This window comes from Haloferula chungangensis (assembly GCF_042664875.1).
GTDB classification, from domain to species: Bacteria; Verrucomicrobiota; Verrucomicrobiia; order Verrucomicrobiales; family Akkermansiaceae; genus Haloferula; species Haloferula chungangensis.
The window spans coordinates 1-20,268 of record NZ_JBHTBS010000008.1; the positions used below are offsets into that span (position 1 = coordinate 1).

General features: G+C 58.0%; 27 protein-coding genes. 6 read left to right on the forward strand and 21 right to left on the reverse strand.

The features are described 5' to 3' along the window. Positions 1-162: 162 nt before the first annotated feature. From ACFQY0_RS14745 to ACFQY0_RS14765, 5 genes are all read right to left on the reverse strand, one after another. The gene (locus ACFQY0_RS14745) at positions 163-597 is read right to left on the reverse strand and encodes a hypothetical protein (protein ID WP_379713791.1); all 435 of its coding nucleotides are present in this window, start codon (positions 595-597) and stop codon (positions 163-165) included. A 72-nt stretch (positions 598-669) separates the two neighbouring features. Further along, complete coding sequence (locus ACFQY0_RS14750; RefSeq protein ID WP_379713793.1) at positions 670-1,224, reverse strand: hypothetical protein; 555 nt, start codon at positions 1,222-1,224, stop codon at positions 670-672. A gap of 328 nt (positions 1,225-1,552) precedes the next feature. Further along, on the reverse strand, positions 1,553-1,858 hold the full coding sequence (locus ACFQY0_RS14755) for a type II toxin-antitoxin system PemK/MazF family toxin (RefSeq protein WP_379713795.1): 306 nt from the start codon (positions 1,856-1,858) through the stop codon (positions 1,553-1,555). Continuing rightward, positions 1,855-2,025, reverse strand: a complete 171-nt coding sequence (locus ACFQY0_RS14760; RefSeq protein WP_379713797.1) for a hypothetical protein — start codon at positions 2,023-2,025, stop codon at positions 1,855-1,857. The genes ACFQY0_RS14755 and ACFQY0_RS14760 overlap by 4 nt, the downstream gene beginning before the upstream one ends. A gap of 9 nt (positions 2,026-2,034) precedes the next feature. After that, positions 2,035-2,373 carry a tyrosine-type recombinase/integrase gene (locus ACFQY0_RS14765; protein ID WP_379713799.1) on the reverse strand — a complete coding sequence of 113 codons (339 nt, stop codon included), beginning with the start codon at positions 2,371-2,373 and terminating at the stop codon, positions 2,035-2,037. Positions 2,374-2,627: 254 nt separating this feature from the next. Between ACFQY0_RS14765 and ACFQY0_RS14770 the strand changes: the two genes are divergently transcribed. Continuing rightward, positions 2,628-2,909, forward strand: coding sequence for a hypothetical protein (locus tag ACFQY0_RS14770; RefSeq protein WP_379713801.1), 282 nt, complete (start codon positions 2,628-2,630; stop codon positions 2,907-2,909). Next, entirely contained in the window at positions 2,906-3,106 is a 201-nt protein-coding gene (locus ACFQY0_RS14775) for a hypothetical protein (RefSeq protein ID WP_379713803.1), read from the forward strand. Before ACFQY0_RS14770 ends, ACFQY0_RS14775 begins: the two co-directional genes overlap by 4 nt. 118 nt (positions 3,107-3,224) lie before the next feature. Here the strand turns inward: ACFQY0_RS14775 and ACFQY0_RS14780 are convergent, their stop codons facing one another. Both ACFQY0_RS14780 and ACFQY0_RS14785 read right to left on the reverse strand, forming a co-directional pair. Further along, on the reverse strand, positions 3,225-4,052 hold the full coding sequence (locus ACFQY0_RS14780; RefSeq protein ID WP_379713805.1) for a rhomboid family intramembrane serine protease: 828 nt from the start codon (positions 4,050-4,052) through the stop codon (positions 3,225-3,227). 41 nt (positions 4,053-4,093) lie between these two features. Beyond that, a complete protein-coding gene (locus tag ACFQY0_RS14785) occupies positions 4,094-4,825 on the reverse strand; it encodes an AIM24 family protein (RefSeq protein WP_379713807.1) in 732 nt (243 codons plus the stop codon). A gap of 90 nt (positions 4,826-4,915) precedes the next feature. Between ACFQY0_RS14785 and eboE the strand changes: the two genes are divergently transcribed. Together eboE and ACFQY0_RS14795 are read left to right on the forward strand one after the other, a co-directional pair. After that, a complete protein-coding gene (eboE, locus tag ACFQY0_RS14790) occupies positions 4,916-6,049 on the forward strand; it encodes a metabolite traffic protein EboE (RefSeq protein WP_379713809.1) in 1,134 nt (377 codons plus the stop codon). 78 nt (positions 6,050-6,127) lie between these two features. Then, a complete protein-coding gene (locus ACFQY0_RS14795; RefSeq protein ID WP_379713811.1) occupies positions 6,128-7,081 on the forward strand; it encodes a UbiA family prenyltransferase in 954 nt (317 codons plus the stop codon). 109 nt (positions 7,082-7,190) lie between these two features. Here the strand turns inward: ACFQY0_RS14795 and ACFQY0_RS14800 are convergent, their stop codons facing one another. From ACFQY0_RS14800 to ACFQY0_RS14810, 3 genes are read right to left on the reverse strand one after another with little or no spacing between them, the layout of a single operon-like run. Then, positions 7,191-8,213: a type III polyketide synthase gene (locus tag ACFQY0_RS14800; RefSeq protein WP_379713813.1), complete on the reverse strand. Its 1,023-nt coding sequence runs from the start codon at positions 8,211-8,213 to the stop codon at positions 7,191-7,193. Between the two features lie 3 nt (positions 8,214-8,216). After that, positions 8,217-9,233, reverse strand: a complete 1,017-nt coding sequence (locus tag ACFQY0_RS14805) for an NAD(P)/FAD-dependent oxidoreductase (protein ID WP_379713815.1) — start codon at positions 9,231-9,233, stop codon at positions 8,217-8,219. Then, complete coding sequence (locus ACFQY0_RS14810) at positions 9,230-9,859, reverse strand: class I SAM-dependent methyltransferase (protein WP_379713817.1); 630 nt, start codon at positions 9,857-9,859, stop codon at positions 9,230-9,232. The genes ACFQY0_RS14805 and ACFQY0_RS14810 overlap by 4 nt, the downstream gene beginning before the upstream one ends. Before the next feature lie 86 nt (positions 9,860-9,945). On the opposite strand from ACFQY0_RS14810, the gene ACFQY0_RS14815 reads away from it, so the two are divergent. Next, positions 9,946-10,665, forward strand: a complete 720-nt coding sequence (locus tag ACFQY0_RS14815) for a hypothetical protein (RefSeq protein WP_379713819.1) — start codon at positions 9,946-9,948, stop codon at positions 10,663-10,665. 5 nt (positions 10,666-10,670) lie between these two features. Here ACFQY0_RS14815 and ACFQY0_RS14820 read toward each other — a convergent pair whose 3' ends face one another. The 11 genes from ACFQY0_RS14820 to ACFQY0_RS14870 all read right to left on the reverse strand — a co-directional run bounded on the left by ACFQY0_RS14820 (position 10,671) and on the right by ACFQY0_RS14870 (position 19,510). Next, entirely contained in the window at positions 10,671-11,498 is an 828-nt protein-coding gene (locus tag ACFQY0_RS14820; protein ID WP_379713821.1) for a patatin-like phospholipase family protein, read from the reverse strand. After that, positions 11,485-12,495: a lysylphosphatidylglycerol synthase transmembrane domain-containing protein gene (locus tag ACFQY0_RS14825; protein WP_379713823.1), complete on the reverse strand. Its 1,011-nt coding sequence runs from the start codon at positions 12,493-12,495 to the stop codon at positions 11,485-11,487. The genes ACFQY0_RS14820 and ACFQY0_RS14825 overlap by 14 nt, the downstream gene beginning before the upstream one ends. Positions 12,496-12,582: 87 nt before the next feature. Further along, a complete protein-coding gene (locus ACFQY0_RS14830; RefSeq protein WP_379713825.1) occupies positions 12,583-12,852 on the reverse strand; it encodes a phosphopantetheine-binding protein in 270 nt (89 codons plus the stop codon). A gap of 14 nt (positions 12,853-12,866) precedes the next feature. After that, complete coding sequence (locus ACFQY0_RS14835; protein WP_379713827.1) at positions 12,867-13,592, reverse strand: SDR family oxidoreductase; 726 nt, start codon at positions 13,590-13,592, stop codon at positions 12,867-12,869. A 43-nt stretch (positions 13,593-13,635) separates the two neighbouring features. Further along, positions 13,636-14,136, reverse strand: coding sequence for a gluconokinase (locus tag ACFQY0_RS14840; RefSeq protein ID WP_379713829.1), 501 nt, complete (start codon positions 14,134-14,136; stop codon positions 13,636-13,638). Next, positions 14,111-14,935, reverse strand: a complete 825-nt coding sequence (locus ACFQY0_RS14845) for an amidohydrolase family protein (RefSeq protein WP_379713831.1) — start codon at positions 14,933-14,935, stop codon at positions 14,111-14,113. Before ACFQY0_RS14845 ends, ACFQY0_RS14840 begins: the two co-directional genes overlap by 26 nt. A 93-nt stretch (positions 14,936-15,028) precedes the next feature. Beyond that, positions 15,029-16,273 (reverse strand): tagaturonate epimerase family protein, encoded by a 1,245-nt coding sequence (locus tag ACFQY0_RS14850; RefSeq protein ID WP_379713833.1) that lies wholly within the window; start codon positions 16,271-16,273, stop codon positions 15,029-15,031. Between the two features lie 26 nt (positions 16,274-16,299). Then, positions 16,300-17,331 carry a zinc-binding alcohol dehydrogenase family protein gene (locus ACFQY0_RS14855; RefSeq protein ID WP_379713835.1) on the reverse strand — a complete coding sequence of 344 codons (1,032 nt, stop codon included), beginning with the start codon at positions 17,329-17,331 and terminating at the stop codon, positions 16,300-16,302. A gap of 4 nt (positions 17,332-17,335) precedes the next feature. Next, positions 17,336-18,274, reverse strand: coding sequence for an aldo/keto reductase (locus tag ACFQY0_RS14860; RefSeq protein ID WP_379713837.1), 939 nt, complete (start codon positions 18,272-18,274; stop codon positions 17,336-17,338). A 19-nt stretch (positions 18,275-18,293) separates the two neighbouring features. After that, positions 18,294-19,112 (reverse strand): TIM barrel protein, encoded by an 819-nt coding sequence (locus tag ACFQY0_RS14865; RefSeq protein WP_379713842.1) that lies wholly within the window; start codon positions 19,110-19,112, stop codon positions 18,294-18,296. Continuing rightward, positions 19,112-19,510, reverse strand: a complete 399-nt coding sequence (locus tag ACFQY0_RS14870) for an RbsD/FucU domain-containing protein (protein WP_379713844.1) — start codon at positions 19,508-19,510, stop codon at positions 19,112-19,114. Before ACFQY0_RS14870 ends, ACFQY0_RS14865 begins: the two co-directional genes overlap by 1 nt. 72 nt (positions 19,511-19,582) lie before the next feature. On the opposite strand from ACFQY0_RS14870, the gene ACFQY0_RS14875 reads away from it, so the two are divergent. After that, on the forward strand, positions 19,583-20,260 hold the full coding sequence (locus ACFQY0_RS14875) for a FadR/GntR family transcriptional regulator (protein ID WP_379713846.1): 678 nt from the start codon (positions 19,583-19,585) through the stop codon (positions 20,258-20,260). Positions 20,261-20,268 lie beyond the last annotated feature (8 nt).

The window sequence follows — 20,268 nt, forward strand, 5'->3', positions numbered from 1 at the left end:
CGCGTTTGAAATCGATTCTAATCACCAAGCTCTTCGCCTCTGGATTGAAGTCGCATTCGGTGACCACCCAAGGATCTGCCAAACCCAACGCTTGCTTAAAAAGTGCCTCAACTGACATCCCCAGAAGCATAGAACGCAGCGACCGATACGGGAACATTCAAATCAGCCTACCCACCTCAGATCCGGTAGAGCCAAAATATACTCATTGGGGAAAGCATCCCTTGGTGCGCCAGTATAATACCCACCTTCAAATCCACCAATGCGAACCCAGTCGCCAATCTGACCTACCCAATCATTAGACAATCCCCAGACTTGTAATTCAATCTCGATTGGCTCGATAAGACGCTGATCATCTAGCCAAAAAATCCTAATACCCAAAACATCTGAATATGTTTTTGTTTTGAAGTGAATAAGCTCTCCTTCAACAATAACCGCCTTGCCAAACGAATCCCTCAAGATCGAATGCGCTTCGACCCCAGGATTTTCAGACTGCAGAGCGGCAACCTCCTGATTTATCGTCTTCTTATCACAAGCGACAAGATACAAACAGCCTGCAGACACTATCACTAGGAGACCTCGAATTTGCGCACGGTTCATAATTCGACCTTATTGCCTAATGCCCAGATGATGATGATTGGCCTGAATTTTCCTTTTCGTTCTTTGTGCACATTACGCAGAAGACGGTGGTATTATAGGATTTTTTTCTTTTTTCTCCTCCGCAAAGACACTCCGAGATGAGTGATATACCATCATTCCTTGACCACCATGATTGGCGTGAATATAGGTTCCGTCTGTCTGTCTGAACCCAAAATCAAAAGGGCCATCAAATACATTATTTGGATCAACGGGATACCAGTCATCAGCCATCTTCCGTCGACTAGATTTTAGATTGTCACTGTATCTAACGCCAACAATTGCCTTCTCACACTTGCCGCAAAATCTGTCTTTGGCTGCATTGATGGCAGCCTCTTCTGTCGCATAGCAGTTTTTAAGGTCATATTCCATTTCGCCAGGCTTCTTTCGACAGAAAATCGCCGCTAGCCCGATGCAACCATGGTCGAACGTTCTTTTCGGCGGTGCCAATGGATGAACCTGCTCTTCATCCCCTAGATCCCTCTGTTCGTCAGTGAGGTCCTGATCAAAAAAATCATTCGCATTTTTTGAATGCCCACCGCCAGGCCTAGAATTCCATCCGCTCTGAGGGGATGGCGTAATAGGGTCCAAGCCCAAGTAGTCGATCCAATTGACGGAGCTATTTCCCACGAACCCATAGAGGTTCACCCCGCCTCGTTCCCCGATCGGGTCCCTAGATGGCCAAAGAGGGATACCCGACACGGTTTTCCACGACTCACCGTAGTTTTCCTGATGCGTTTCTAGGGCCGCACGGCGAGTCTCTAAGCTCTCCGAAACACTTTCAGCAAAAAATCCCCAGACGCGGTTTTTCGCGGTGGGGTCGCCTTTGCTCGGCGCGGGTTCTGACGGGTAGTGGGTAGTAGCCCAAAATTCTGGGCGTAGTCTTAGCGGCTTTCGGCGGCTAAAGAAAGGAGGTTTTTCAAAGGGCCAGCCATGCCCTCACCCGCTCCTCGATGGTCGCAAGCGTTACGGCATCGACTGTTCCCAGTCGGCGGATGAAGTGACTCCAGTCCGTCGAGCCGAGTCCCTGGGCGTCGAAGGCTCCGGCCTTCATTCCACGTGCCTTGTGCGCCACTTCGTAAGCGGTTCCGCGCACACTGGTGGTGCGGATGACATACGTGACGAGGGCTCTGTCTTCGTCTCCGGGCGGGACACTCAAGATCAGCACCGGGCGCACCTTGCCGACGTAGCCGAGGTCTGCGAGCCAGATTTCCCCTCGGTTCATTCGCCTTCAAGCTGGCTCTCCCCGCCGTCTTCCTCGTCGTAGATCGACGATAGCGACGCCGAACTCGCGATGATCAAACGATGATCCTCGAACCACTCGGCGACTTTCCGCTGCTCGGGTTCGGGTAGGCGCTCGATGGCCTTTTCAATTTCAAGGGCGGTGGTCATGGGTGGACTCTACGGGGTTTCGGGCGGTTTGTCCTGCTCGTTTTTGGGCTTCTCGGCGGGATGGGTGCGGCGGTGCACGTCCTTGAGCTGCTCGATGCTCACTTGGGTGTAAATCGCCGTCGTTTCGAGCTTCTCGTGGCCAAGGAGCTGCTGGATGAAACGGATGTCGGCCCCGCCTTTGAGCATGTGCGTGGCGCAGGTGCTCGGGGAACCCGCCACACATCCCGCCGGTGAATTCCGGGAGACGGTTCCCGCCTGCCCACGGTGCCGCTCCGCTTTACCGCCTCCCGGAACACCGCGCACCGCCAAACCACCGATCCCGCAGGCGGGCCGGGAAAGAAGGCGCATCGGGTGACTCTCCAGGTGAAGCGAGCATCACCGGCTCGCGCCGCCGCCGGAGAGCCGCCGCGTCCGAGCGGAACCTTTTCGACGACCGACCGCTCTTCCGCTCGACCCACCGGCCCTCCCGACGGCCAAGAGCTCCTATGAGTTTTTCCCATGACAAAACCCCTCGGATCAACACCACGATTCACGCACCGACCCCTTTCACATAACAGCGGCGCGGAGCCTGAGAGCAGAAAAACTTCACCCATGTCCGGCAGTTGTTAGGCTACGGGCGCTATGGCGACATCCGTCTCGTGGAACTCGTCAACGACCTCTACGCCACCACCTGGCTGCCACTGCGCGACCATTTCACCCCGGTGATGAAGCTCGTCGAAAAGACCCGCTCGGGCAGCAAGGTGACGAAGAAATACGACGAGCCCCGGACCCTATGCTGGACTGCCCCCACGTTCCAGCGCGAGTCAAAAGTAAGCTGCGAACTGAACGCAAGCGCCTCGATCCACTGGAGCTCTCTGAGCAGATCGAGGAGAAACTTGCGGTGATATTTGAGATCATCGACAAGATCGAAGAACGCCGGGCCGAGGAAGCCGGCTGGTTGGAGGAAGTCGAAGAGGCAGCCGCCCTCCCCCCGAAAACGATCGATGGCACGGGCTGCGTTTCGGCACTGGTCGCTGACGCTTCCAGCGCCTGCACTCCGCCCGAGCCATCGCTAAGCCTTGCCAAACCGACCAGAAAGTAGCCAAAAACCAAACATGCCCGGGTGTCATGAATTCCGGCACAACGACCGAACCTCCCCGGTGTCATCTTTCAATGGCGCAACACGTCGCCACCCTCTATCAATGGCAGTTCCGCTGCCCCTACGGTGTGACTTCGGTCTCCATTTTCCCCGCAACCACCACTCCCAGAACAACTCCCGAAGACCACCCGAAAACATGCGCCAGCACATCGGTATTTCCATCGCCCACGCCATACCAACCGAGCATGATCAACCCTGTGGCCAAGGGAACCATCACCGGTTTCAGCATCCGATAGGTCCGCGATTTCCACGCCAGAACAACTCCCAGCCCAACAAGTAGCCCCATCGCCCCAAAGGTCGCGGTGGAAGCACCCAGGGAATAGAAGTTCTCGGGGAAATGGTAGAGCGCATTGAGCGAATTCCCCAGCACCCCGCTTGCCAGGATCATCATCCAGCCCCTTAGCTGACCGAAGGACTGGGCGACGAAGTAGCAGAAGACACCCCCGATGAACACATTCCCCAGGAGATGAGGCGCATCCGCATGCAGGAACAGCGCCGTGAAGGTCCGCCACCATTCCCCACCGGCCACGACATCGACCGCTGAATTGCAAAAGCGGTCCGAAATGCTGGGATCCTTGATCTGAAAAAGAAAGATTCCCACAAGCGACAAGACCCAGATCAAAGCCAGCTCCATCCCCACCGCCCCCACAGGCAGCTCCGCGCGCTCACGCCATAATTGCTGCTCGGCGGCATACTCGCTCAGTTCGTGCCGAACGAGCCTTTCCCTCTCGGGCTCGACTTCGATGGCGAAAAACCCATCAACCTCGCGGATGAAGCAATCGAGATTCATCGCCAGCACCACGAGGGCGTTTTCATACGCCTCGTCGAGCGACGACCACTGGCCGACCACGGCCAGTTCTTCGACTTCTTCAGCGATTCCCTCGGGCATCCGCCGCCACTATCGCCGAATTGGCCGTGAGAGCAAACCGATCAGCCCCCTTGTGCCTGAAAATAGATCTCCTCGTATGGCTGAACCACCACGAAGCCCTCGCCCTCGAAGAACATCTGGATCGATTCCCCGGAGCCTCGCCCGAAAAATGTCTTCAATGACACGTCGGTCTTCAACTGCGGATTCAAGTTACCACTCCACGCGATCGTCGCATTCGGATCCGTCGTCACGGGGCGGCCGGGCTCTACCCTGAGAGTCATCGGCTCGTAGTGGCTAGTGATGGCCAACAGGCCACTTCCATCGAAGCGCACATTGAACAAGCCACCGGCCGCGAAGCCCACCAGCCGCTTCATCATCGTGATCTTGTGGGGAAGCGTCGGCTCGAAGGCCAGCACGTCATTGCCATTCACCACCAGACTCTCGTTCTTGAGATTCAAAACGATGATCTTCTTCCCGGTATCCGCGAGATAGAGCTGACCGTGTCCGACGGCGTAAGAAAGCCGCATTCCCTCCCCCGAGACCGCCTTTTTCAAAAGGTTGCCGATCCCCTGGTCCATGATTCCTTCACGCGTAAACTTGATCTGCCCTTCGTAGGCCACCATCGAGCCCACTTTGATGTTCATTCGGCCATTCAGGTTCACTTCCAGAAACCGGGGAGTTTCCAGCTCGAACAAGCCGTGTCCGCGATCGCGCTCGGCAGTCCGTGCCACAAAATCACGAAGGCTTTCCGCAGGGCCGCTCGATGGCGGGATGGGTGGTGGCGTATTGCTCATTTCAATCACTAAAGAAGCAGCACTGTCGTCCCGGTCAAGCTTCCCCACGCCAAGTCTTGCGCAGCTTCCCGCATCCTTCATGCTCCCGCCATGAGATTCGCCCACGGTCACCTGGCCTACTGCACGAACATCCATCCCGCCGAGTCGTGGGAAGAAACCTTCAACGCAATCTCCACGCACACCTTGAAAGTCCGGGATCTCGTCAGCGCGAACCAGGACCCCTTCGCGATCGGCCTGCGGCTTTCCGCCCGAGCCGCCCGCGAACTCCTCAGCGGTGACAAGCTGGCCCGCTTCAGAGACTGGCTCGCTTCCGAGAACACCTACGTCTTCACCATCAACGGCTTCCCCTACGGCGACTTCCACGGCACCCGCGTGAAGGAGAATGTCTACCGTCCCGATTGGACCGACCCCGCCCGCCTTGAGTATACCAAGGAACTCTTCACCATCGTCTCATCTCTCGTCCCCGAGGGCGTCGATGGCTCCGTTTCCACGCTCCCCGGGTCCTTCAAGGCTTTCAATGCGGATGAAGAGCTCATCCGGGAAAACCTGATCAAGCTCGCCGCCTTCGTCGATGCCCTCAGCGATGTCTCCCAACGGGACCTCCACCTTGGACTCGAACCCGAACCCCTCGGCCACTTCGAGAACACCGAAGAGACCTTGCGCTTCTACGACCGCCTTCTCGCCGATGCCGAGGACCACGAGCAGGTCAAGCGACGTATCGGGATCAACTACGACTGCTGCCACCTCGCGCTCGAGTACGAGGATGCTCGTACTTCGCTGCAGGCGATGCGCAATGAAGGCATCCGCATTTCCAAGATCCACCTCTCCGCAGCGCTCGCGCTCGATCCACGTGTCGAAGGGGCCATCGAAGCCATCCGCGCCTTTGATGAGCCCACCTATCTTCACCAAGTCATGGAGCGTCATCCCGACGGCAGCATCACCCGCCATCCCGATCTTCCCGACGGCCTTGCCGCCCTCGCCAATGGCAGCGATGCCGAACAGTGGCGGATCCACTTCCACATCCCGCTCGACGAGCTCCCCGAGCCACCGCTTCATTCCACCCGTATCCAGGTCGAAGACGTCCTCAAGCTTTGCACCGCCGATCCCGGGATCTGCTCCCATTTCGAAATCGAGACCTACACCTGGGGCGTCCTTCCCAGCACCATGCAGCGTCCCGTCGAAGAACAAATTGCCGCCGAATACCAGTGGGTTCTCAGTCAATGAGATGCGTCGTTGCCTCGTCAAGGATCTACGGAAAATCCACTAACAACCCGTAATCCGGCGATTCATTCCCTTCCAACCATGACCCATCTTCGCGCCCTCCTCGCCTCGCTGCGCATCGCCAACGCACCCAGTGTCGTCAGCAATGTCTGGATCGGCTACATGCTCGGGTGGTTCTACTGGGGCGAAAATGCCGACCCCTTCAGCGATCTCAGCAAATTGATCTTCATCGGTCTCAGTCTCTACTTTGCCGGAAATCTCGCCAACGACTGGTTCGATCAGAAGTGGGACAGGCAGCACCGCCCCGAGCGGGCCCTTCCTGCAGGCCTTTTCAGTCCCTTCGTCTATCTCGTCGGAGCCCTTTTCCTCGCCATCAATGGCATCCTCTCCGCATCGAGCATCAGCTACCCCGTGTTCTATGCCGCACTCGCGATTCTTGCCTCCATCATCCTCTACACCTGGCTCCACAAACGCACCCGCTGGGCCGTGATTCCGATGGGGCTTTGTCGGGCGGGACTTTATGCGATGGGATTTGCGGCCTCCAAACCGCAGTTTCATGATTATGGTTTTCAAGGACCGGTCTCCTGGCTCGCCTACGGCTTCATCTTCACCCACGCCCTCGGCCTGCTTATCTACATCGCCGGTCTCTCCCTCGCCGCCCGCTATGAATCCACCGAGCACCCACCGCACGGCATGGTGCTTCTTTCCCGCGCCATGCTCTTCCTCCCGCTCGCGGCGATGTCGTCGTGGTGGATGATCTACTATCCCCTTGCTTCGATCATCGGCCTGATTCCGTTCGCGATCTGGCTCAGCCTCTGCCTCACCAAATTCCGGAAGCCCGTCCCCCGCTTCGTCTCCGCGCTGCTCGCCGGCATCCCTCTCATCGATTTCATTGCTGCCGTTCCTTTGGCTAACAGTCTGGGAGCATCAGACCTCAGTCTGCAGCAGCAGCCGCTGCTTCTCGCCACACTTGTCGTTCCGCTCGTCGCCTTCGCCCTTGGACGCCTCCTGCAGCGAGTCGCGCCAGCGACGTAGCGAGTCGCACGCCTTCGGTGTGCGAAAGTTGCGACAGCTCCTCCGGAGTGTCGCTCTCCGTTCACTAAACATGCTCCACCCTCGAGGTTGGAAAATCCCTGCTCCTTGATCATCGCCACATCTCGCAAGCGTGCGCGGCAAAGCCCGCTCCAAAGGCCGTCAGCCACCAGCGCTTGTCACCATTCTCGCGCGCCAGCGCCCGATCCATGGCAAACATCACCGAAGGACTGCTCATATTGCCACATTCCCCCAGCACCTCTCGCGTCTCTGTTAGGGTAAACGGCAGCACGGCTTCCAACGCATCGATCACATCGCGCCCCCCCGAGTGCGCCAGCACGCGGTCGGGTTCACCCTGGCGTTGCGCGTAGAGCTCCTCCACCGCTTCGGCCGCCAATCCCGGCACCGCCTTGTCGAGTTGGTTGCGCAACTTTCCTCCCGCGTTCACAAAGCGGATTTTCTCCCGCTGCTCGGGTCGATGCACCGTTGTAAAGTGCCCCGCCTGCCACTTCCCCGGACCCGCCTCGTTGCTCCAGATCGCCGCAGCCGCTCCATCTCCAAAGAGGCATAACGAGATCAGCACGCCTGGGTCATCATCCGCATAAAAAGCCGCTGAACAGACCTCCACCGCCACCGTCGCCACCTTCGCACCCGGGTGACTGGCCAGAAAACCTTCCGCACTTCGCAACATCGGAATCGCCGCACCACATCCGAGACCCACCAGATCCTGCATGTAGGCCGTCGACCTCATCCCCAGCTTCTCCGCCACGTGACTCGTCACTCCCGGACAAAGATAGCCCGTGCAGGTGCAGATGAAGAGCGCATCCAAGTCCGCCGCCTCGATTCCCGCCTTCTCCATAGCCTTCACCAGAGCATTCCCCGCCAGCACCGGAGCCTCACGTTCGAAGAATTCGTTCAGTTCCTGCGCATCCCGCGTCACCACCGGTGCAATCTCCGGCACACAGAAATGCCGCGACTGAATCCCCGATACCCCATTCGAAAGCACCTTCCCTAAAAGAGCCTTCGAGCGAGGTTTCAATCCGTCGAGGATCGGCGTCGCCCGCAAGGCCTCCAGACAGTCAGGCTGGGTGTAGCGATGGGGCGGCAGGGCGGTGGCAGTGGATTCGAGAAACATGAGTCAGCGGACGAGCGATAAAAGTGGACGAAAAGGAAGTAGGCCGGATTTTGAAATCACTGAAATCAAACGCTGCCCGCGGGAATCTAACAACATCTTGTGAAGCAGCATCGCGTTGGCCACTCGGCGGCGAAATTTCCGGTGGGCTCTCTCGCGGATCTCCCGAACGACGGCCTCCCAGGAAATTTTACCCTGCGACCACCTCTCGAGCGGTTCCAGTGCCAACTCGGCCGATTCGAATGCCATGCTCATTCCATTGCCGGTGAACGGCGGGATCATGCCCTCTGCATCGCCTAGCGTGCATAGCGATTCCTCACCGCCCTGCCAGCCAAGCTCGAAAGCCGAGACCCCGAGGAACGATGACTCATCGACCACCGCTCGTTCCATGCGACCCACAAGCCCTCCATTCCCACCCTGCCGCAGATAGTCCCGCAACAATCCGCTTCCTTTCCCTCTCCTCCTTCGATCCAGCTTGAACAAACCACAAACATTCACCCTCCCCTCTTCGACGGGAGCCAGCCCCGCATAGCCGTTCGATCCAAGGTGCATTTCCAGATCCGAACGCATGGGGAAATCCATGAGATGGCATTTCAATCCGATCCACCCCCCCTTTTTCGGCAATCTCCCCGCAGCCCAGACCAGACCTTCGCCCGGCTCCCTAACACATCGCGAATCCTCGACAAGCTCAGCACCCTCGCCGACCAAACGATCCCGCAATCGCGCATCCAGTCGATATCGCGAAATCCCCAACGCCGCCTGCGGCATCTTCGCATCGAGCAGCTCATCTCCCTCCCGAAACCACTTCGCCCGGACGTGGCGATGGGCATCCGCCAAGTCTTCCGCCACTCCCAAGGACTCCAATGTCGTCGCCTGCACCCCGGAGATGAACTCGCCGCACACCCGATGCCTCGGATAACGGCCGGCTTCGTGCAAAACGACCGGCACCCCACGCATCCGCAGACCCACGCCCAGCGAAAGCCCGGCTAGTCCTCCGCCCGCGATGGTGATTCCCTTGGTCAAGCACGCAAAGCTAGCACGCGATGTCCACCGCGCCACGTGCTTCGTTCGGAAACTTTCCACTCGCTCCCCAATCCTAGCAGCTCAGGCAACTCACCCGCCACAAAGCCCGCACGAATGCTGACCATCATGTCATGCTTCGTCGCCTCCCCCACGATCGGCAGAAGCCGCTCACCCATCCATTCGGCATCCTTCGTGCGCAGCGGCTCGACAAAGATCAGCACATCAAAGCGCTTCGCCATGTCGCCGAGACGTCCCAACTCCTCTGCCTGCAGGTGATGCAAAAAGAGATTCGCCACGAGAATCCCACCGCTGATCTCAGCCTCCCGCGCCCACAGGTCCCCCTGTTTCCAAGACACTTCCTCACCCAGGTGCTCCGGCTTCGGGACCAGATCATAACCCGTCGACGGCCCATAGCTCGCCAGCGTTCCTAGCAGCTCGCCTCCTCCCGCGCCCAATTCGACAATGCCCTTCGCCGCGGAAGCACGGTGCTTCTTCACACAGCCACGGATCCATCGTTCGTTTCCCATGATGAAATTGATCATCCTCAGGTCCCGACGGCTGCGGATTGCCATCGGGTGATCCGGTGCCATACCGTCGATGATTTCCGGCTCGATCACGCGCTCCATAGGCACGCACCTTCCACACTGCTCCGCCTTCCCGCAACACCTCGTCTTGAAAATTTGGACCAGGTCACTCAGCTTCCGCCCAGCCCATGAAACTGCTCCCCTACCTTCTCTGCTTTCTGGGCTGCTGGCTCCTCAGTTCGTGCTTCGATGTTCGCGAGGAAATCTGGGTTGCCGCGGATGGGTCCGGCCGTGCTGAAATGACCTACACCGTGCCGGCGACGAGCCTCAAGCTTATCGGGGGCGAGTCAGAACTCCGGAATCAGATCCACAAACTCATCGATTCCGAGCCCGAACTCCAACTCGACGAGCTTACCATCACCACGAGTGAAGGCGAGGCGGCCATCACCTTGAAAGCCTCAACTCCTTCGATGCTCTCGTTGATCGAAATGCAGGACAACGAAGTGATCCGGAACCTGCCCAAAGCCGCTTCCAGCTTTGCCGGCGAGTTCGATGTCGAATGGGAAGGACTCGCCATCGACTTCGACCGCCGGATCGATCTCCAGAGGGCGCTTGGGTTTGCTGCCCTGGCAGTTAGTTCAGACCAGCGCCGAAAGCGGAGCCTCCAGTACATCATCCACCTTCCCAACCGAGCAGCGGTTCACAACGCCACCCGAACCGAGGACGAAGGCAGAACGCTGATCTGGGAATTCTCACTCGGTGATGCCCTCGCCAGTCCGCTGGAGATCGACTTCCTTGTTCACATCCCGATTCCTTGGTGGGTCTATCTCATCCTCACGCTCATCGCCGTCCTGATCATTGCGATCCTGGTCAAAGCCCGGCGTCGGTCAGCTTTCCGCCAATCGTAAAACGCTCAACGGCTATCCAGCCACTTTCTGGCCGTCGCCGCCCCCCCTTCGAACAAGGCACGCCCCTTGTTCCGACTCTGCAGAAGCCCGGGATTGATCTGCTCGGTTTCCAGGACGATGACTTCCTTTCCCGAGGCTTCGGCGTGTCGTCTGCGGTACCCTTCGAGTTCCGCGTTCGGGATCGCATGGATGGCAGAAATCACTTTCCCGGGATTCATGAAGCCTTTCCCGACGCTCGAATCGTCGATGCGGATCTTGTGCACCAGAATCTGATCGATCGTCGGATCATCCAGCCAGTGGGCATAGGGCGTCTCATTGGAAATCCCTCCATCCAGAAATCGCTCTCCGTTGATCGTCCGAGGACAGAACACGAGCGGCATCGAGAAACTCGCAATGATGAAGTCCACCAGTCGTCCTTCGCTACGGAGTTCGCCAATGCTCTTGCAGACGTTCGCTACGGCGAGTTCAAGCTTCGGCTCCTTGAGATCCTCAAGCTTCATCTCTCCGAACAAACCTTTGAGCCTCCGCTCCATCCGGCTACCCGCAAGAATCCCTGGTGAATACGACCAGGTCAGCACACCCGGCAATCGCCAGATCGCCGAGAAGTCGAAAAACGAACGCCTGAAACCAAACGAAAGGATTTCATCCAGCAGCTGCTCTCCGCGCAGCCCCGCCGCCCACATTCCACCCGCCAAAGCACCTGCCGAAGCGCCCGCAATGCGCGTTGGGACCACCCCCGCTTTCTCCAGTTCGCACAGAAAACCACAATGAGCGTAGTGCCCAAAGAACGATGATGCCAGACTGACACCCAATCCCTTCTCAGTTGCTTCCATCGCTTTCTGCGGTCGATTCCCCGATCTCCTTGACCGAAACCCGATCACTCGGACGCAGGAAAAGCAAGCCTCCCAACGCCGCCCACACCAAAGTGCAGCAAAAGCCAATCAAGGACGCGGCCACCGCCGTCCCCGGGTCCATGCCAGTCAGGTCGCTCATCAGGGTTTCGAAGACCTTTTCCCTCACACCCACACCGGCAATGGAAAGCGGCATCGCTGCCATCATATCAACCACGGGCATCGAGATCAGAACCGGTCCCGCATCGACCGATGATCCCGCCGCCTTGGCACTGAACCAGAAGCTGCCGTAGTAAACCGGCAGCATCACCACAGCGGCCACCAGCGCCGTCAGTGCATACTTCCACTCCTTTCGGAACAGATCGAGCAGGAGCGGCATCTGCTTCATGAAAGCGATCTTGGTGTTTCGTCCACGAGCGTGAATCCGCGCGTGAATCGGTGGATAGGCAGCCAGCATCATGAGAATCGTCAGCGCGAGCCCTCCACCAAAGAACACCCATGAAAACCTCATGATGACCTTCGTCTCAACGCTCTGACTCGCCAGCGCATCGAAGCGTCCCGCCGTCAGGGCAAAGAACACCAGAGACATCGCCGCCAAACCGATCAGGTGATCAAACACCACGGCGACCGTGACCGCCAATTTTCGCTCGGGATGGTCGCGGATCAGCAGGAAGATTCGCGCCGCATCCCCCCCCACGCCACCCACCGCTGCCAGATTGAAGAGGTTGCCGATCAAGGTCAGCTCATTCGCCCGCCACAGCGAAATCTTTATCCCCTGAGCCGCCAACAGAACCCAAAGCCGGACGCCTGTTAGAAAAATCGTCAGACCAGCTGCGACAACTCCCCAGAAAATCCATTGCCAATCGAGATCACCCGGCCGTGAAAGGATCGAGTCCTTCCACTCGACTCCATTGAGAGCCCAAGCCAAGCAGCTGATCGTCAGGACCAGCTTGAGCAAAAAGAGCAGCACCTTCTTCATCGACCGCTCCTTTCCCCAGCCGTCCGTCCGCTCACCCGGACACCTGCCACTTCATCACGGAGCTCGGTGTCCATTCGGCGTCGGGGATCAGCTCGCGTCCTTGTTGGCTTCGATTTCCTTGGCGATCGTCTCGACACTTTGCAGCACAACCTTGGCCTTTTCAGAGTCCGCGATTTTCAGGCCGAAGGTCTTCTCGATTGCCACCACCAATTGAAGCGCGTCGACCGAGTCCAGCCCCAGTCCACCCGCACCGAAAATCGGCGTCTCATCCTCGATCTCAGAGACTTCGAAATCGAGCATCAGCTCTTCGATCATCATCTCCTTGATCTGTTGTCGCAATTCAGGGCCCTGTGGCATGGTTTTGAGTCGGTTTAAAAGATTCCGCCGTCGATCTTCAGGGCGGACCCTGTGACGTAGCCCGCATCCTGACAAGCGAGAAAGCCGACTGCCACCGCGACCTCTTCGGGCCGTCCGAACCGTCGCATCGGGATCCCTCGTTTCGCCAGCTTCGCCGCGTCCGCATCCATGTGGGAAAGCGCCTCGGTCTCGATGTATCCCGGAAGGATCGAATTCACCGTGATCCCCGCCCGCGCCACTTCTTTTGCCAGCGTCTGGGAAAGCGCCACCACCCCGGCTTTTGCCGCCGCGTAGTTCGTCTGACCCAGTGGCGGGAGGACCGCACTCAGCGAGGCGATATTGATGATCCGCCCGAATTTCCGCCCCATCATCGGCCGAATCACCGCCCGACATCCGAGGAAAACCGAATCCAGATTCGAGGAAACGACCGAACTCCAGGCTTCATCCGTCATCGTTGCCAAAAGCGAGTCCTGATGGGCGCCGGCATTGTTCACCAGCACATCGAGCTGGCCATCTGCTGCCATGATCGTCTCCACCGCCTTCTCCCAGGCATCCTTCGAAGTCACCTCCAAATCCACCACCCGGCAGCGCCCCTCGAACTCCGCCACCAGCGCCTCTGCCTTGTCGCGATTCGAGCGAACTCCGAGCCAAACCCGATCTTCAGGAAACTTCTCCAGAAAATACCGTCCGATCCCCAGGCCCAGACCGCCATTTCCCCCCGTGATTAGTATGCTGCGCACGTCCCGATTGTTGGCGGGATTCCGGTATTTTGCAACACCCCCCTCAGATCCCGCTCAACACCCGCGCCGCTACCTCTTCAGGGGGGCCTACGTTTACGATCACGATCATGTCATCACCCTGCTCCAGCGTTTCCAACTGCGAATCGAGCAGCGACGAAGGCATGAAGTGACCACCGCGAGCCCGTTCTTCAATCCTCTCGCGAAGACGTTCCGTCTCGGCTGTTAGAAGCACGAAGGTCAGGCCGTCGCAAAGTTCCCGAAGGCGGTCCCGATAGGATTTCTTCAGCGCCGAGCAGGCCAGCACCGTCGAGCGATCCCGTGCGGCGAGACTTCGTCCGAGTGCCGACAGCCACTCGACCCGGTCTTCATCTTCAAGCGGTTGACCTGCCGCCATCTTGGCAATCGCTTCAGGAGAATGGAAATCGTCCGCATCCACGAACTCCGCATCCAGGAGGTGAGCGAGTTCCAGACCAATGGTGGTCTTGCCACTGCCCGAGACGCCGGCAATTACAATTTTCTTACAGTTGGTAGACGCGTATGGCATTCGCCGTCAAAATCTTCTCCTGTTCGGCATCCGACAAGCTCGAAACCGTGGAAGACACCATTTTCGCCCAATCTCGATAGCTACTCCGCAAGAGACAGACTGGCCAATCCGTCCCGAACATCACTCGCTCGGACCCGAAAACCTCCAGGGTTTCATGGAAGTAGGCCTCTACCGTTCCGATATCGATCTCTCCGTGGGGGAACTCGGTGATCAGCCCGGAAAACTTCACTCCGATGACGTTATCCCGCTTCGCCAGCTCCCTCATTCCCCTGCGCCAGGCTTCTTCGATCCGACCAATGTGGGCCTCGGGCTTGGCGATGTGGTCCACGACAATTCCGAGCTCAGGCTGACGATCCACCAGCTGAATCGCCACAGGAAGCTGCCGCTGAAAAAGCAACAGATCATACCGCAAGTTGTGAGCCGGGATCATCGCCAGACCGCGGTGGAAATCATCGCGCAGGAAATACTCGTCCGTCTCGTCCTGAAGGACGTGGCGCACGCCCTTGAACTTCGGCTTGGTGGCCAGGCGTGCCAGATCCTCGTCGACATCTTCATCAATCAGGGGAACCCAGCCGACAACTCCACGAATCAGATCCGACTGAGCTGCCAGGTCGAGCAGGAAATCGGATTCCTCCACCAGCTGCCGAGCCTGAACGGCCACCGTGCCTTTCACGCCAGCAGCCAAGGTCACGCTTTCCAACTCAGGCAGGAGCTGATCCTCCGCGAGGGGTGAGCCGTCGGGAATCCAGCCATACTCTTCTTTCGAGTAGGCCCAGAGATGGTGATGGGAGTCGATCATATCGGAATACGGAGAAGGCGTTGGAAACTCCTTTGCGGAGGAAGAGCGGATGGACCCAAGCTTTCCTTTGGTAATGAAAACTTCTTCTCCATATTACTGAAATAGCGGCTTCATATGGCGCTCGAGAAGGTTCTCGGTCACGCATCGACTAACAACTTCGCGATGATCCTTGAGCGCACTCAGGTAGCTTTCCCCAAGCTGGGCCGCGACCTTGAATCCCACGTGGAGAAGCTGGCGGACATTCGCATTGTAGAGCGGATTTCCAGGAATGTGGCGGACCGCACCGGTGAATTGCTCACTGGTCCAGCCATTCACTTCCTCGGCCGTTGGCAGCTTGGCGTAATCGATGTCGATGACCGTCGCATACGGCTCACATAGTGCCTCTTTCTTCTCAAGCGCTTTGATGTAGATCATCTTCGCGAGTTCAAGGCCACGGCCTCCGGCTTCGGCCAGGCCGATCACTTCTTCAAGCCAGCTGGTTCCAGCGGTCTTGATATGAAGACCGGCGCCTGTCCGGGCAAGGGCACGTTTGATCGGCGCGTAGATGGAGAATTTGTCCGAACCCGAGTGAACCGAAAGCTTCAACGTTTCTGGTAGCCCATAGTTTCTGACGGCATGGGCGATCACAGCGAGGTCGTCGTTGAACTCTTTTTCAAACTGAGCCACATCGCCGACGTAATCCACTCCCTTGTTGAAACGGCCAGTGAACTTTGGCGCAATCGTCTGGATGGGCACCCCCTGGTCCGCAACGGCGGCAAGGATCACCAGGAGTTCAGTTGCGGTCTGGGGCTCATCGGTCTCGTCCATGGATATCTCGGTGACAAAATCCTTCCCCTTCACTGCGGCGATGTGATCATAAATGGCCTTTGCCTTCTGAATGGCACGGAGGAACTGCATGGCGGTTTTTTCGACGTCCTCACGCGAAATCTCAAACGCCTGCTCGATCCCCTCAACGCTCACCGTGCCAATCAGCTCCGGGTGACGCCTGATGAATGCGGTGATATCTTCGGGATCCGCGGCCTCACCAATGTCCTCCGCCACATCAAGCGTGAAAAAATCACATGGTGCGATGAACCGATCAACCGTCCCGAGGTTGATATGGTCGGCATCCAGAAGATAATCGCCGTCCCAGCCAAGGTTCTTCACCGCGAGGTCTGCGGCGGCGCGGGTCGCCTGAGGCTCTGATCCGATGATGTCGTGTTCGCGATTCGATTTGTTCCAAACCGGAGTGATCTCAATTCCGAGCTCTTTGGCTGCGATGAAGGCTTGAAGCTGGGCCTGCGCGCTGTGGGCAAAACGATCGCCGACACCGAATGTGAATTTTGGACAGGGTTTCATGGGGTTTTTGATTCAAATGTTAGGGCTCAGTTCACTTCAATCATCGCTTTGATGGCACCGGTGGCAGGGTCACAGAATTTTGCGAACTCCGCCGGCACCTCGCTGATGTCGATGCGATGGGTGATCCAGTGATCGAGATCGATTTTCCCTTCCCTGATGATCTGGATGATCGCCGGAAAATCCGCAGGAAGGGCGTTCCGGCTGGCAATCACGCTGAGTTCCCGACGGTGGAAAAATGGCGCCTGAGGGAAGCTCAGTTCCTGAGCTGTGATTCCCACATAGACGACACGCGCACCAATCCCCGCCATCTGGAATGCTCCAATCATCGATCCGGCGTGGCCGGTGGCATCAATGATCACATCACAGAAGCCGCCATCTGTTAGAGCCTCGACCTCCGCGACATGGGATCCATCCTTTCTGGCCACAAGGGTGTTTTCCAATCGAAGCTTTTCACGGCAGAACTTCAGACGATTCTCGGCCATATCGAGGACGATCACCTTCACATCCATCAGCTTGAGGAATTCAAGACATGCCAGACCAATGGGGCCGGCTCCGATTACCATGACGGTTTCGCCCGGTTGGGGATTTCCCCGCTGCACGGCGTGATAGCCGATGGCCAGCGTTTCCACCAAGGCGAGCTGATCGTAGCTGAGATCATTTCCCGAATGCAGTTTGTGCGCGGGAACCGTCCACGCCCCTTTACGCAGTCCGCCATTCTCATGAACCCCGATTACTGAAACATTCGGACAGGCATTCGATGCTCCCTTTCTGGAAGCGATCGAGTTCGGATCGTTGACGTAGGGCTCGAGCGAGCACTTGTCGCCCGCCTTCACATTGCTCACGCCATCCCCCACGGCGAGCACCTCGAGGCCGAGTTCATGACCCGGAGTCCTGGGAAACTGGAAGAAAGGAAACTTGCCCAGAAAGGCGGACATGTCAGTTCCGCAGATACCCATACGATGGGTCCTCACCAGTGCCTGCCCCGGACCAGGAGCATCGACTTCCGGAATATCGGTTAGAACAGCGGTTCCCTTGGCGGTAAATTGAATGGCTTGCATGAAATTAGTTGTTTTCAGGGAGACCCTCGACGTGTCCGAGATCCTTCACGGGCTCAAAGATTGCCTGAACTTCAGCAAGCAATTCTCGGTCGATTGGCTCGTCGAGCCATTGCGCCCACTTACGGATGTTGTCGGGGTTGGCGGAACCGGCGACAGTTGTCGCCAAGCCCTCATGCTCACACGAAAATTGCAGCGCGAGCTTGGCGATATCGACACCCCGGTCGGAGCATGCCTTGGCAGCCTGGCGGGCGGCTTCCTTCACCTCCTCTGGCTCCTTCAACCAGTCAGGTAGCGTCGCATTGGTCAGCAAGCGGGCCGAGAACGGACCGGCATTCATCGCCCCAATGCCCTTCGCTTCCAAGCGGGGCAAAATCTCCGAGACAAAGCTGGTGTTCTGCAGGGTGTAGCGGTTGTAGGAAAGCACGCAGTCGATGTCGTCTTCGACATGATCCAAGATCGTGTTGAAGGTCTTGAGCGGATAGCAGGAAAAGCCGATCGCCCGCACCTTTCCCTGTTCCTTGAACTTCTGAATCGCAGGGATGGTCTCCTCCCACACCTGGGGAAGACGGATGTATTCCGGATCGTGAAGCAGCAGGACATCGAGATGGTCGGTCTTAAGTCGCTGCAGCGAAATGTGCAGGCTCTCCTCCATGCGCTTGGCCGAATAGTCGAAATACTCTTCAGCATATCGGCCTGCCTTGGTGCAAAGCAGGTACGAATCGCGCGGGACATCCTTCAATCCGAGCCCGAGCATGATCTCCGCCATGCCGCGACCGTAATAGGGCGAAACGTCGATGAAGTTCATCCCGAGGTCGAGCGCCGTGCGGGTTGATCTCATCGCTTCGTCAAAGCTGATGGAACGAAACTCCGCACCGAGCGAGGATGCGCCAAATGAGAGGATGGGGAGGTCGATGCCGGTTTTACCGAGAGGTCTGCTTTTCATGAGTTTTGGGAAATGGGGTTCAGCAGCCGGGCAGGAATTGGCGGATGCTTTGAATGGTTTGCCGTGCCGCCGTTTCGGCGTCGGGAAGCGGAAAGACCTCGGCAGAAATGGTGCCCCGGTAACCCACCTCGTTCAGCGCCGCGATGATCGGCGCCGGGTCCGTGTGGCCGAATCCCATCGCCTGACGGTTGGAGTCGGCATAATGCACATGCCCGATGTGCCGACCTCCATCGAGGATCGCTTGGGCGAGGTCCACTTCCTCGATGTTCATGTGGAAGAGGTCGGCGAGAAGCACGATGTTAGAGAGTGATTCTGCTTCGATCCACTTGGCGCCCACGGCCTGATGATTGATCAGGTTCGACTCGTACCGGTTCAGGGGTTCGTAGATGAAGGGAACACCAAAGCGGCCCGCTGTTTCCCCAGCCAGTCGCAGGGCATCGGCGAGCCAGCCAAGCGCTTGATCGCGGGAAACCTCCCCACCCCATCTTCCTTGCATCGATCCAAGAATCGCCGGTGCTCCCAGCTTTCCCCCGAACTCGATCATCGCCTGGATGAACTCCAGTGCCGCATCGCGCTTCGCCGGATCGGGATCTGTCAGGGAAAGCCCGTGCTTCACCATGCCCGCGCCGGTTCCAACGGCGGCCACTCCGAGACCATGCTGGTCACAGAGCGCCTTCACGGCGTCGAGTTCGACAGCATCGGGGCCGGGGAAGAACAATTCGACGTCATCGAATCCTGCCGAAGCTGCCTTCTTGAAGCCCTCGGCGAGAGGATCATGAAAAACGAACGGGCCGGCCGCCGACTCGGCGACTCTGCTCAGTGTGACTGCCGTGCGCATCAGACCGATTCAAGAATGAGGTTGCCGTAGGCGGTGGCGTCGCCCGTGCGGATCAGGCCGATGGCCGATGGCACCAACTTTTTGAAATCGTCGTGCCCCAGACGACAGACGGAGACATTCGGAATCTCGGCAAAGGAGGCATCGAAGTCCTCGATCACCCTCGCCGAGTTCGTAGTGGTGAACTCCTCAGCCTGCCAGATCTTCCCGATCTTGAAGTTCTGCTTCAGCAGATTGAGCACATCGAGCACCGTTGGAATGTTCCGGGTCAACGAGATATCCACCGTCTCGATCTCGGGCCAGTAGGGAAATGCCCAGTCGGAAATGACCAGCGTGTTGGTATGGCGCACGCGCGCGATAAGCTCGAGCACGTGGGGATTGAGGATTCCGTTCTGTATCATGGCTGCAAGTTGTCATACAGAATACATCCTCGCTGTCATTCAAATTTTTCCCCAACTTTGCGATTCGAACCTATGAAGCAACTCAGCAGCAAGATCGTCAGCCAGCTGGAACGCGAAATTCTCGCCGGGAGATTACCCTCGGGCGAACGCTTACCTTCCGAGGAAAAACTCTGTGCGGAATTCAAAGCGAGTCGCACCGTCATCCGCGAAGCGATCCAACAGCTTCGAGGCCGAGGTCTGCTCCGCTCGGAGAAGGGTTCGGGCACTTACATTGCCGATCCGAGTCTCGAATCCTTGGGGAGCGCGGTGGAAACCTACTCCGCCTTGGCGGAAGATGCCGATTTCCTCGATCTGATCGATTTCCGCATCCTGATCGAGTCCGAGTGCGCCAAACTCGCCGCCAAACGAGCTGGAGAGCGCGTCATTTCCAACCTCCGCCGGATCATCGAGAACATGGAAAAGACGCGCGGAGCGAGGAACCAGTTCAGCGAGTACGACATCGCCTTTCACCTCACGATCGCCAAGGCATCGGGGAACGACATTTACTCGATCCTCCTCGGCGCGCTCGAAAAACGCTGCATCGACTACGCCCAGACCAACCGGGGAAATGACGATTGGTACGACATCGTCGTCACGCAACATCGCGAGATCCTCGACGCCATCGAGTCAGGCCATCAGCAGACCGCGTCCGATGTGATGAGAAAGCACCTACTGGCATCCCGCAGGCACTTCGTGGATCTCGAAGAGTGAGGAGCTCA